Here is a 12513-nt window from a genome sequence, read left to right as displayed (position 1 = left end):
TCATTTATGGACTCATTTACTTACGTAAAAATGGGATTTGCTTTTTGGATATCCAGTTCAGCTTTAATGCGCATATGCCATATATGAACAAGGCCACACAAAACGCTACACCACTATATATTATTGCAATAAGTCTAGAATCTACCACATTTATGAAAGTAGATGTGAAATATAATCCTATACCTACTATACTAGATACCCCAATTACAGCAAAAAATCTCCCCATGTGAATCGAATAAGCCAATTCTTTTCGAATGTATATATAGTTTACGATACAAATCATGATATATATGATAAGTGTGCTATAAGCCGCACCAGTTATGCCAAATTGACTTACAAGTACTATATTTAATATGACTTTTACAAAACTCGCTCCAACAACTATCCACGCCGCTTGCTTAGAACGGTTAATTCCTTGCAAAATTCCTATTGATAATACCATAAGTGACGTAAAATACGAACTACCAATTAAAATAGCTAACATTCCGCTCCCTTTCGCATCTGTAAACAATCCAACATTTAACGGGATTGTAAGTGCCATGAGCCAGATTGTTATCGGCGTTGTTAAAACATGAGCAAGCTCATTTGTCCGTTCAATTGTTTGTTTTGCTAACGCTCTATCTTTCTTTGTTAATGCAGCAGTTAACAACGGGATTAACGGAAATACCATCGCACTTGCAAACACGACAATTAATTGTGTAAACGCGAATCCACGACTATATATACCAAATTGTTCTTGAATCGTTGTAGTGGATTCATGCAACATATGTGGAATCGTTACAGAATCAACTAAATTTAACACCGGCATCGATAATGCTCCAACTGCAATTGGAATCGAAACCTGAAGTATCTTTTTTGCATTATCTTTAAAATCTTGTAGTGAATATGTATTACTTTTATAACGATATATACTTTTTACATACTTCATTCTCAAATAGATAAGTGACGTAATTACTCCAAGGCAAGAACCAATCATTGCGCCGCCTGTTACAACATCACTCTCTTTATTCCAATATACAAATAAAAATGCAATTGCTAACATAAAGAAAACACGAATGAACTGCTCAATTACTTGTGACACCCCGGTAGGAATCATATCTCCAAAACCTTGGAAATATCCTCGATATACCGCCATATATGGTGCGATTAATAACGCAAACGAAGTTACGATTAATGGAAGTCTTGTATCTTGTCCACCAAGCATATTTGCAAACATACTTGATCCAATCATAATAACTGAAAATCCAAGCACTCCAAATATTACTCCAATAATAGATGCTGAAGTAAATAGTTTGGCAATTCCGTTCTGGTCATTCTTCTCATGAAGTTCAGCGATTAATTTTGATATAGCTAGCGGTACTCCCGCTACTGATAAAGTTAAAGCTATCATATACACAGGAAAAACAAGGCGAAAAATCCCCAGTACTTCATCTCCTGCTATATTTTGTAATGGGATTTGAAAAAAACTTCCCAACACTTTCGATAGAAACGTTGTAATCGTTAAAATCGCAGCGCCTTTCACAAACTTATTATTCATCTTCTAGCTCTTTTCTTTCAATATATAATTTCCATACATATTACAACATAAAACGAGATAGCTATATTCTTCTCTTTTTTGAAAAATTTCACTTTATCTCATTTAGCTATCATACCAAATTTCTTATACATTGAATACTCTCTTTCTTTCTATGTTTTAAATATAGTATGTACAATAACACCTTATTTATATCCAGTTATTTCTTCAATTTACTACTTCTACTTATTCGGGATAAACATGTGCTATAATGTAGCTATTGTCAGTAAGAGGAGTGTTTACAACATGCTGAATTCGGTAAAAAAGCTGTTAGGAGATTCTCAAAAGAGAAAACTAAAAAAATATGAACAACTTGTTCAAGAAATTAATAATCTGGAAGAAAAAATATCTGATTTATCTGATGAAGAATTGCGTCATAAAACGATCACATTTAAAAACATGCTTCGTGACGGAAAAACAGTGGATGATATTAAAGTTGAAGCGTTCGCTGTTGTACGTGAAGCAGCAAAACGTGTACTTGGATTACGTCACTACGATGTGCAGTTAATTGGTGGCCTTGTACTATTAGAAGGTAATATTGCAGAGATGCCAACTGGTGAAGGAAAAACATTAGTTTCTTCTCTTCCAACATACGTACGTGCTCTTGAAGGAAAAGGCGTTCACGTTATTACTGTAAACGACTATTTAGCAAAACGAGATAAAGAATTAATTGGCCAAGTTCATGAATTTCTAGGTTTAAAGGTTGGATTAAATATTCCTCAAATCGATCCTGCCGAAAAGAAACTTGCTTACGAAGCTGATATTACATACGGTATTGGAACAGAATTTGGCTTTGACTATCTACGTGATAATATGGCCTCTTCAAAAAATGAACAGGTACAACGTCCTTATCATTTTGCTATTATCGATGAGATTGATAGCGTTTTAATTGACGAAGCAAAGACACCTCTTATTATCGCTGGTAAGAAATCAAGCAGCTCCGATTTACACTATTTATGTGCAAAAGTTATTAAATCATTCCAGGATACTCTTCATTACACATACGATGCAGAATCGAAATCTGCTAGTTTTACAGAAGACGGTATTACAAAAATAGAAGATTTATTTGATATCGATAACCTATATGATTTAGAACATCAAACTTTATATCATTATATGATTCAAGCATTACGAGCTCATGTCGCTTTCCAATGTGATGTTGACTATATTGTACACGATGAAAAAATTCTACTTGTAGATATTTTCACGGGTCGTGTTATGGATGGTCGCTCTTTAAGTGACGGTTTACACCAAGCTCTTGAAGCAAAAGAAGGCTTAGAAATCACTGAAGAAAATCAAACACAAGCGTCCATTACAATTCAAAACTTCTTCCGTATGTATCCAGCACTATCTGGTATGACAGGTACAGCAAAAACGGAAGAAAAAGAATTTAACCGTGTATATAACATGGAAGTTATGCCGATTCCGACAAACCGTCCGATCATTCGTGAAGACAAAAAGGACGTCGTATACGCAACAGCCGATGCTAAATATAAAGCTGTACGTGAAGATGTTCTAAAACACAATAAACAAGGACGCCCGATTTTAATTGGGACAATGTCTATTTTACAATCAGAAACCGTTGCTCGTTACTTAGATGAAGCAAATATTACATATCAATTATTAAATGCAAAAAGCGCAGAACAAGAAGCTGATTTAATCGCAACTGCTGGACAAAAAGGACAAATTACAATTGCGACGAATATGGCCGGACGAGGTACTGATATTTTACTAGGTGAGGGTGTTCACGAACTTGGTGGATTACATGTAATCGGGACAGAACGCCATGAATCGCGACGCGTTGACAATCAGCTAAAAGGTCGTGCTGGTCGCCAAGGTGACCCAGGTAGCTCTCAATTCTTCCTTTCTTTAGAAGATGAAATGCTAAAACGTTTCGCACAAGAAGAAGTCGAGAAATTAATGAAATCACTGAAAACAGATGAAACGGGACTTATTCTAACTTCTAAAGTCCATGATTTTGTGAACCGTACACAATTAATTTGTGAAGGTAGCCATTTCTCAATGCGTGAGTACAATTTAAAGTTAGACGATGTAATAAATGACCAACGTAACGTTATTTATAAATTACGTAATAACTTATTACAAGAAGATACAAATATGATTGAAATTATTATTCCAATGATTGATCATGCTGTAGAAGCCATTTCTAAGCAATATCTTGTAGAAGGTATGCTTCCAGAAGAATGGGATTTTGCTAGTTTAACAGCAAGTCTAAACGAAATTTTATCAGTAGAAAACATGCCATCACTATCAGCGAATAATGTACATTCACCGGAAGATTTACAATCCGTTTTAAAAGAAACATTATCTCTTTATAAAGAGCGCGTAAATGAGCTAGATAGCCATACTGATTTACAACAGTCGCTACGATATGTTGCCCTTCATTTCCTAGATCAGAACTGGGTCAATCACTTAGATGCAATGACCCACTTAAAAGAAGGCATCGGGCTAAGACAATATCAACAAGAAGACCCTACTCGTCTTTATCAAAAAGAAGCTTTAGATATCTTTTTATACACATATGGTAATTTCGAAAAAGAAATGTGCCGCTATGTTGCAAGACATTTAGGTGTTCCTGAAAACGTACAATAACGAGGTGAAAGATTATGTTATCATTCCTAAAAAAAGCTAAGAAAAACGGAAAAGATACGACTGTCTCTAGTAATCAACTATTCGGACAAGAAAGCACAAATACTGAAAATAAAACTGTAAAACCAACGCTTTACTTCCACCCTAGCTGGGGTGCAGTAGGACAAGAACAAAAATACATTTATCAATTTTTACATAAAGAACTACCACGTTTAGAAGAATATCAAATTTCTTTATCTGGAATTGAGATTGAAAAGCGTGATAGCGGTTATGACGTAGCTGTATTTATTCGCAGCACTGTTCCGAAACCAATTTCTTTCGAAGAAGTTACATTAATTCTTCTAAATAAAGAGAAAAAATTATGCGCGCGAAAAACATTTAACCTTTCTGCATTAGGAGATATTCCTGCAAATGTAAATATGCCGTTTATCTTTACATTTGAGCAAGAAACAATTACAGATGCTGAATTATCGCAAACGGATTGGGAATTAGCGTTCGAACTTGAAAGTAAGCATGTATTAGATTTAGATCCATCTTGGGAAGCTCAGTTACCTGAAGCAAGCAAAGAAGCTTTACGTAATTTCGTAGACAATTTAACACCTCCAAATGATGGTGAAATTAACTTCCTAGGTCTGCAAGCTGCACGAAAAGAAAACGGCGATTTACATACAACGCTTCTTATTCGTAACGGTTGTAAAGACAACATTCAACTAGAGCAACTTCCTCTTCATATTGAAGATGCCACAGGTGCAGTTGTTGTTAAAGGTGCTTTCACATTACCGAACCTTGAAATTAAAGCGAACACTACAAAACCGTGGTCATTTGTCTTCCCTGCTTCATCTATATTAAAAGAAGATATGGACCTATCTTCTTGGAAAGCACTTGTACCACAAGACTAATCATAGAGAGGCTCGCCTCTCTTACTTTTTTTCATACAAAAAGCCTGCTCAAAAAAGATGGTCATCACACCTCTTTGGACAGGCTTTTTCTTTATGTAAAATTTATTTCGTTACGAATAAACGTTCAATATGATATTCAGCTTCTAGTTTGCACATTTCATCTGCATGCTTTACTTTATTTCTTTTTAATTGCTCCACTTGTTCTTCGCTCGGTTTTTCATTAATAAGCTCGTTAATTTTTTCATTTACTTTCATTGCTAACGCTTGATGGAAATCTGGATGTCCTTTCAACTCGTCATCTACTTTATTGATCCAAGTTGATTTTGTGTATAAATACTGTTTCCACTGTTCAACAAATTGTTGCATATCAAACTTTTCTTCGTTCCATTCAATTTCTTTCATATACTTCTCAAAAGAAACAACAATTGAGCGTGTAATACCAATCTTCACTCCGTGTGGTAACTGTTTGTACATCAATTATTCCCTCCAGCTTAAAGCTCTTCCTTCTGACAAAAAAGGAATCTCAAAATTCATATACATTACTATAATATCACATACCTAATCTAGAATGTTACTATACTGCTAAGATGAATAAATGTCAACAGACGTATAACATCTTGATATTCAGATGTTAAAAACAAAAAAACACCCTTATATAAGGGTGTCTCTTCATATAGTTTCCGTTTTTACAAATAGTAATTTATCTTTCTGCTCATTACTCGCCATCGCTACTAATGTCTTTTTAATATGAGCAGGCACTTGCTCTAGCGTTACACTCAATCCTGACTTATCCGACTGCTCAATGAAATTCAATAACGCCATAGCTCCTGATACATCCATATAGCGTGCATCTTTCATACGTAAAACAACCGGAGATTTTACGTCTTGTAAAGCATAAAAAACACGATCCACTGTTAAAAACGAAAGTGGGCCTTTAATTTTATATGTCGCTTCTTTTTCTTTTACAATAGAAGATTTACGTTCTTTACATTTCACCATGTATATAATAAACGAAAGAATAATACCGAACGCAACAGCGATCATTAAATCAAACTTCACTGTGACAATCATCGTTACGAGCATAACAACGACATCACCTTTTGGCGCTACATGCATTTTCTTCATGCTCTCCCAATCAAACATGCCAATACCAGTTAAAATTAAAATACCTGATAATACAGCAAGTGGAATGTATTGTACGACTGATCCAAGTCCCATAATGAAAATAAATAATATAACACTATGCATACTTGCTGAAAGCGCCGTTTTACCGCCACTTCTTATATTAACGATAGATCGTACAGTCGCACCTGCCCCTGCTAATCCGCCAAACAATCCGCTCATCACATTACCTATACCTTGTCCGACCAGTTCTTTATTACTTTTATGACGTGTCCCCGTCACGTTATCCATTACAACCGATGTTAACAACGAGTCAATCGATCCTAATAAAGCAATACTAAGCGCTGGTAAAATAAGTTCTGCTATACCTGTTCCACTTAAAGATGGAATATGAAGCGTTGGCATCGCTTCTGGAATCGTCCCAATCTTTTCAATTACCTTATTTAATGACAAATTTCCGATAACCGGTAACTTCACTGTAAGCCCTTCTAACGCAGAAGAAAATAAAGGAAGCATAGCTGTCACACCTACTAATGCGACTAAACTAGATGGAATAGCCTTAATCCACTTTCCAGAAACAATCATGACAATAATCGTTAATACGACGAGTAGAAAACTATTTTGCACATGCTTCATTTCACCTAAAATAATAATTAATGCGATACCGTTCATAAATCCTGATACGACAGGATAGGGAATGTACCGCACGTAAGATCCAAGCTTACATACACCGAATAAAATTTGAAACAGTCCCGCCATCATAAATGCTATAAAACTCGCCTCTAATCCGTGCGTCGCAATAATCCCTGTTGCAATAACCGTAATCGGTCCAGTTGGTCCCGTAACCTGCCCAGGTGTACCACCAAATAACGCCGCAAATAAGCCTGCAAAAATTGCACCATACAATCCGACTAGTGCTCCCTCAGACGTTCCCGTTGCAGCAATACCAAATGCAATGGCAAGTGGCAATGCAACAATCGCAACAGTAAAACCTGCTAAACATTCCTTTGCTATTTTTTGAAACATATAATAACCACCTTTGTATAAAGTCCATTTTCCATTGTACACCTAAAAGGATACATTCGTTAGTCCACTTTTTACAGTATCGTGACGTAAACGCATTCAATTGTAAGCTCCTATCGCATCTTTGGAAACTATTATAACTATGATATAATGGATAAATTAAATCTTTTATTATATATTTGGAGGCACTATGCTAACTTTTGAAGAAAAATTATCGATCATTGAATCTTTCCCAGAATTAGAAAGAAAAAACGTATCATTAAAACGTGTGAACTTTCACTTTGAAGAAAGTCGTTTAGATAAAAAGAACGTTGTATATCATTTACATCCAAATGGAAACGGATTTGTATATGCAAGTGGGATTAAAGGTTACAAAACGGATGATAAAGGTATGGTTAACATCCGTGAGTTTTCAGCAGATGAGTTACGCTCAGTAATTGAGCAATCAATTGAACTATTATCACAAGAAGAAATCGTAGTTCCTGCAGAACCTGCAAAAGAAGAAGAATGGCAGAACGAAGACGGTCATATCCTTACTCTTATCTCAGAGGACGATATGTGGAACGTGTACGCTGGTGTAAATTTAGACGGTACATTCAACTCTTATCCAGAAGCTGCGGAATACCTTGATGAAGAAGGATTTTCACGTAAATAAAAATAGAAAGTGGGTATCCCAACATGAGCATCAAACAATGTTGCGAACCCCATTTCATTCAACGATTTTTTATAACAATAAAAACCCTCAAGCATTCATATACTTGAGGGTTTTTCAATTAAAAAGTAGAACTGCTGAAAGTTCTTACATTAAGAACAAAGTGGAATTATTCCTAAACCAATTAATAGAGCTGCAGCTGCTGCTGGAATTGGTACAGGAATTTGAATACCTTCTACAAATAAGAAGTATTGACCACTTACTATTTTAAAACAAACTAATTGCATGGCTATTCCTCCCTTCTGTTAGGTTAATACATTAAATTAATCTTATTATCGATATAATTAAATGATTTTTTCAAAAAATTTACTATTTTACAATCTCTTCACCTTTCTTTTTGACTATATAAACTCCTTCCTCACACTATCTCTATTAATTTTCATAAAATGATTTAGAGGAGGATTAAAAATGAATACAACTGCTAGATTAGTAAATTGGAAAGAACATGGAGATATGATTATTTTGGAATGTGAATCAAATGGAAAACGCTTCGAGATATCAACGTATAAACAAAGAATATATAATGCCCACCTTTTGTCAGATGACGTGTATGTTCGTTTAGATTCATCTGATAATATAATTGGAATAAATATTTATAAAAAATAAGAAAAGCCCCCTATTTTTAGGCGGGCTTTACCTTTATTACAAAATAACAAAGTATACTCCCTTTTTCTTATGAAGTTTATGTAATTATACATATTCACAAAAAATAAACTAAATGAATATTACATGTAGTAAAATACAACTTGTGGACACGTTCTATAAAGCAGATTCTTTTAAAAGGCGTAACATATCAATCATTATAGGGGATGTGGCGTTACTCCAATACTAAGTTTAAATCTCTTGTATTTTTTAAACTAACAATTAGTGTATATAGACGATTCTGTTTTATAGTATGTGTTTACACTTATAACAAAGGGGTAATACGGATAGATTCGTATGAAATGAAAATGGTTCAAGTCGGAAAGAGGCACCTTAGGGTGTCTTTTTTTGTACATTACATCACTTTAGTTCTTTCACATTGTTTCAAATGCACGAATTACTCTTCTTTACAAAGAAACGAGAATTAAGTGAAGACCAATTGATCTTCACTTAATTCTCTACCTCTACAAAAGAACAAAGATATTGCTTCGTCTATTTAAAAATAGGCGAAAATCACATAGGTATAGTGCATCCGACACTTTCTATTTTTTTGCGCCTTTCAAAGACTCCCTAAGCACAAACTTCTGTAATTTTCCACTTGCATTACGAGGAAGTTCATCCACAAATAAATAATGACGTGGACGTTTATAATCTGCTAATTCATCACTTTCTTTACAATACGTTTCTAAATCAGCCTCTGTAATATGTTCATCTTTCTTTACAACGACTGCCACAACACGTTCTCCCCATAATTCATCGGGCTCACCAAGCACGGCAACATCTAATATACCAGGATGACTATGGAGGAAATCTTCAATTTCACGTGGATAAATATTAACGCCGCCACTAATTACCATATCATCTACTCGATCTGCAACGAATAAATAGCCATCTTTATCGAAATAACCTAAATCACCCGAGTGATACCACCCTTTATACATCGATTTTGCATTTGCCTCTTCTCGGTTATGATAACCAGCCATCATAGTTGGACCGCGCAAAATAATCTCCCCTACTTCATAAGGAGGCAATACATCATTTGGTTCTGCCGGTGCATCTTCACTTGGTTTCACAATTCGAATTTCATGACTAAAGCACGGTGTTCCTGCTGAACCTGCTTTCGTAATTTGGTCCTCTTCTACGAGAAACGCAACAACAGGTCCCATTTCTGTCATTCCATAAATTTGTACAAGATCAATATAAAGACGTTCTTTACATTCCTTCACTAACGCTGGAGCCATCGCTGCTCCGCCGTATATACCAATCTTCATCGAAGTTAAATCGTACTTCGTTAAATCTTTTTGCAACAGCATATTCCACATCGTCGGCGCTGCAAAAAACGTCGTAATCTTCTCTTCTTGAATTGTATGTAATACTGTTTCTGTGTCAAAATGATGTAAAATAACATTCTTTCCACCAACTTGAATGCGCGGTATAATTCCAGCATTCAACTCACCGCAATGATATAACGGCGCTACAACAAGCCCAATACTATCTCGATTATATTTTAGGAAATACGTACAAATCATACTATGCTCAGCCATTTCGCGATGACGATGTAATACACCTTTCGGATGACCTGTCGTACCGCTCGTATACAGCATAGAACAATAATCCATTTCACCTATTTCAATATCTATTTTTTCAGAAGATGCCGCATTTACTTTTTCATGGTAGGAACTAGCATAAGAAGGTGTATCGTCTTCTACATACCAAAAAGACGAATTCGGAAAATCTCGTTCAACGATAGCCACGGTTGGCTCAACTGCTTTTTCAAAAACAACTACTTTCGAGGATGCGTCCTGGAGAATATAAGATACTTCTTTTGCTTTTAAGCGGAAATTGATCGGGTTAAAGATTGCACCAATTTTCGCACAGGCTAAGTAAACGTTTACAAATTCACGGCAATTATATAAGTAAACAGATACAGTATCTCCCTTTCTTACCCCTTCTTCTAATAGAGCATGCGCCGTTTTATTTATTTGCTCATCCCACTCTTTATACGTCCAACGAATATTTTTTTCTGGTTCCACTAATGCCTCTTTAGTCGGATACTTACCAACAGATAAATCAAATATTCTCCCTATCGTCATGTACATGCCAACAATTTCCCCCTTTTCTCTTTCATAAATCTATCATTTCGTCCATAAGTAGACATTGTCCTTTAATGATTTGACTAATTTTTCTGATTATTATCGACATAGTTTTACAAATGAAATTGTTTTTGATCCACTTCTCGGTAAATGAAATTATATCGGCGATTTTCCAGATATATCGACCGTAACTTGAAATATATCGGCGATTTTTCAAATATATCGACCGCAACTCAATTTATATCAGCGATTTTTCGAATATATCGACTTACCGACAAAAACTGACAATATAAAAAAGAAGCTGTCCCGATTTGGAACAGCCCCTTCTTCTTATGCAAATAGCTCTTCTAAAATTTTCAGTTTATCTTCTGTATATTTTACGAAGCCATCGTTATATGATTTTGGATCTTTCGGATTCGCAAAGTGCGTAATTGCTCCCGTTTTCGGATGAACAAATTTACTTGATGCACCACAACCAAGTCCGATAATTGATTGTACTTCTTCCATAATGACAATGTTGTAAATACTTTCTTGCGTCGGCATTGCATAACCAACGTTCTCTAAATTACCTAAAATATTCTTTTGACGATATAGGTAATATGGTACGTAATTATGCTTTTGCGTCCACTCTTCTGCTTCGTGCATCATCGCTGTAATTTCTTCGCGACCTGCTACTTTATATTTACGTTTGTTTTGCGTCATTTCAGAAGCACGTTTAAATGATAACGTATGAACTGTTAATGATTCTGGCATTAACTTTTCTGTTTCATCTAACGTGTGCTTGAAGATATCTAACCCTTCACCAGGAAGACCAATAATTAAATCCATATTAATATTATTCATTCCCATTTCACGAGCTAAATGATACTTCTCAATTGTTTCTTCTACAGTATGATGACGTCCAATTGCTTTTAATGTTTCTTGATGGTATGACTGCGGATTGATACTAATACGGTCAATATTCCATTTATTTAACACTTCTAGCTTCGCTGGCGTAATTGTATCTGGGCGACCTGCCTCAACTGTTACTTCACGCACATTTTTCACATCTGGGAACGCTTCATACATTTCTTCATACAGCATATCCATCTCTTCTGCTGTAATACTTGTCGGTGTACCGCCGCCGTAATAAATCGTCGTAACTTTTACACCTTTTTCTTTTAAAAACTTACCAATTTCACGAACTTCATAATGTAAACCACCTAAGAATGAATCAACAGAACCTTGACGTCCGTTAATTGCATACGCCGGGAATGTACAATATGCACATTTTGTTGGGCAGAATGGAATACCGATATAAATACTTACTTCCTCTTTCAAACGATATAAATCCGGAACTACCGCTAATTGGCAGTCAACAATACGTTGAAGAAGTTCAATTTTCTCTTCATGAATTAAATAACTTTCACGAAGTTCTTGGTGTGCTTCTTCTTTTGACATACCGTTTTGAAGCATTTTATGAAGAAGTTTCGTTGGACGAACTCCAGTTAAAATACCCCAGCTTTGTTCAATGCCAGTTAACTGCTGAAGAACAGAAAGATATACATAAGAAACAACGTGCTTCACTTGCTTCATACGCTCTTTTTCATCTGTAAAAGCAGATAAATCTTTTGCGAATGTTTCTTCATACACATTTCCAGTCGCAACATCTGTTAAACGAGCTGATGCTTTCACATTCTCTTCAATGTGTATATCAACGATAAGATTTGCTTCCTCTTGTTCAAATCCAATCGTACTATCTTCAAAAAATAAGCCGCTAATATTTTGCAGCGGACGTAAAAAACGATCATCTTGTAACGTTTTAATTGAAATTAACAACATTATCACCTTTTCATTTGC

10 protein-coding genes are annotated in these 12513 nt (G+C 35.3%); 4 read left to right on the top strand and 6 right to left on the bottom strand.

The annotated features are described in order from the left end of the window. Positions 1 to 16: 16 nt before the first annotated feature. Entirely contained in the window at positions 17 to 1537 is a 1521-nt protein-coding gene (locus PDK19_RS07720; protein WP_001060200.1) for a putative polysaccharide biosynthesis protein, read from the bottom strand. Between the two features lie 282 nt (positions 1538 to 1819). Here PDK19_RS07720 and secA2 point away from each other — a divergent pair, with 282 nt between their 5' ends. Next, positions 1820 to 4186, top strand: a complete 2367-nt coding sequence (gene secA2 / locus PDK19_RS07715) for an accessory Sec system translocase SecA2 (protein ID WP_000935169.1) — start codon at positions 1820 to 1822, stop codon at positions 4184 to 4186. Between the two features lie 14 nt (positions 4187 to 4200). Then, positions 4201 to 5082, top strand: coding sequence for an accessory Sec system S-layer assembly protein (locus PDK19_RS07710; protein ID WP_000948200.1), 882 nt, complete (start codon positions 4201 to 4203; stop codon positions 5080 to 5082). A 102-nt stretch (positions 5083 to 5184) separates the two neighbouring features. Here the strand turns inward: PDK19_RS07710 and PDK19_RS07705 are convergent, their stop codons facing one another. Beyond that, positions 5185 to 5556, bottom strand: a complete 372-nt coding sequence (locus PDK19_RS07705) for a hypothetical protein (protein WP_000278023.1) — start codon at positions 5554 to 5556, stop codon at positions 5185 to 5187. Between the two features lie 195 nt (positions 5557 to 5751). Further along, complete coding sequence (locus tag PDK19_RS07700) at positions 5752 to 7230, bottom strand: SulP family inorganic anion transporter (RefSeq protein WP_000486644.1); 1479 nt, start codon at positions 7228 to 7230, stop codon at positions 5752 to 5754. A 187-nt stretch (positions 7231 to 7417) separates the two neighbouring features. Between PDK19_RS07700 and PDK19_RS07695 the strand changes: the two genes are divergently transcribed. Further along, a complete protein-coding gene (locus tag PDK19_RS07695; RefSeq protein ID WP_000955012.1) occupies positions 7418 to 7882 on the top strand; it encodes a hypothetical protein in 465 nt (154 codons plus the stop codon). A gap of 149 nt (positions 7883 to 8031) precedes the next feature. On the opposite strand, the gene PDK19_RS07690 is transcribed toward PDK19_RS07695, so the two are convergent. Then, complete coding sequence (locus PDK19_RS07690) at positions 8032 to 8166, bottom strand: hypothetical protein (protein WP_001177692.1); 135 nt, start codon at positions 8164 to 8166, stop codon at positions 8032 to 8034. A 181-nt stretch (positions 8167 to 8347) separates the two neighbouring features. Between PDK19_RS07690 and PDK19_RS07685 the strand changes: the two genes are divergently transcribed. After that, complete coding sequence (locus PDK19_RS07685) at positions 8348 to 8545, top strand: hypothetical protein (protein ID WP_001098287.1); 198 nt, start codon at positions 8348 to 8350, stop codon at positions 8543 to 8545. A gap of 578 nt (positions 8546 to 9123) precedes the next feature. On the opposite strand, the gene PDK19_RS07680 is transcribed toward PDK19_RS07685, so the two are convergent. Together PDK19_RS07680 and PDK19_RS07675 are read right to left on the bottom strand one after the other, a co-directional pair. After that, positions 9124 to 10680, bottom strand: a complete 1557-nt coding sequence (locus PDK19_RS07680; protein WP_270706875.1) for a fatty acid--CoA ligase — start codon at positions 10678 to 10680, stop codon at positions 9124 to 9126. Between the two features lie 324 nt (positions 10681 to 11004). Next, positions 11005 to 12495: a coproporphyrinogen III oxidase gene (locus tag PDK19_RS07675; protein WP_070805334.1), complete on the bottom strand. Its 1491-nt coding sequence runs from the start codon at positions 12493 to 12495 to the stop codon at positions 11005 to 11007. Positions 12496 to 12513 lie beyond the last annotated feature (18 nt).

This window comes from Bacillus cereus group sp. BcHK124 (assembly GCF_027712065.1).
Lineage (GTDB): Bacteria > Bacillota > Bacilli > Bacillales > Bacillaceae_G > Bacillus_A > Bacillus_A pacificus.
The sequence above is the reverse complement of the archived record's forward strand: the minus strand, read 5'-3'. Positions and strand labels throughout refer to the sequence as shown.

What these genes read in the sequence shown, in the direction of transcription:
- PDK19_RS07720 (WP_001060200.1), bottom strand. Translation starts at nt 1,537, where the DNA reads ATGAATAATAAGTTTGTGAAAGGCGCTGCGATTTTAACGATTACAACG.
- secA2 (WP_000935169.1), top strand. Translation starts at nt 1,820, where the DNA reads ATGCTGAATTCGGTAAAAAAGCTGTTAGGAGATTCTCAAAAGAGAAAA.
- PDK19_RS07710 (WP_000948200.1), top strand. Translation starts at nt 4,201, where the DNA reads ATGTTATCATTCCTAAAAAAAGCTAAGAAAAACGGAAAAGATACGACT.
- PDK19_RS07705 (WP_000278023.1), bottom strand. Translation starts at nt 5,556, where the DNA reads ATGTACAAACAGTTACCACACGGAGTGAAGATTGGTATTACACGCTCA.
- PDK19_RS07700 (WP_000486644.1), bottom strand. Translation starts at nt 7,230, where the DNA reads ATGTTTCAAAAAATAGCAAAGGAATGTTTAGCAGGTTTTACTGTTGCG.
- PDK19_RS07695 (WP_000955012.1), top strand. Translation starts at nt 7,418, where the DNA reads ATGCTAACTTTTGAAGAAAAATTATCGATCATTGAATCTTTCCCAGAA.
- PDK19_RS07690 (WP_001177692.1), bottom strand. Translation starts at nt 8,166, where the DNA reads ATGCAATTAGTTTGTTTTAAAATAGTAAGTGGTCAATACTTCTTATTT.
- PDK19_RS07685 (WP_001098287.1), top strand. Translation starts at nt 8,348, where the DNA reads ATGAATACAACTGCTAGATTAGTAAATTGGAAAGAACATGGAGATATG.
- PDK19_RS07680 (WP_270706875.1), bottom strand. Translation starts at nt 10,680, where the DNA reads ATGTACATGACGATAGGGAGAATATTTGATTTATCTGTTGGTAAGTAT.
- PDK19_RS07675 (WP_070805334.1), bottom strand. Translation starts at nt 12,495, where the DNA reads ATGTTGTTAATTTCAATTAAAACGTTACAAGATGATCGTTTTTTACGT.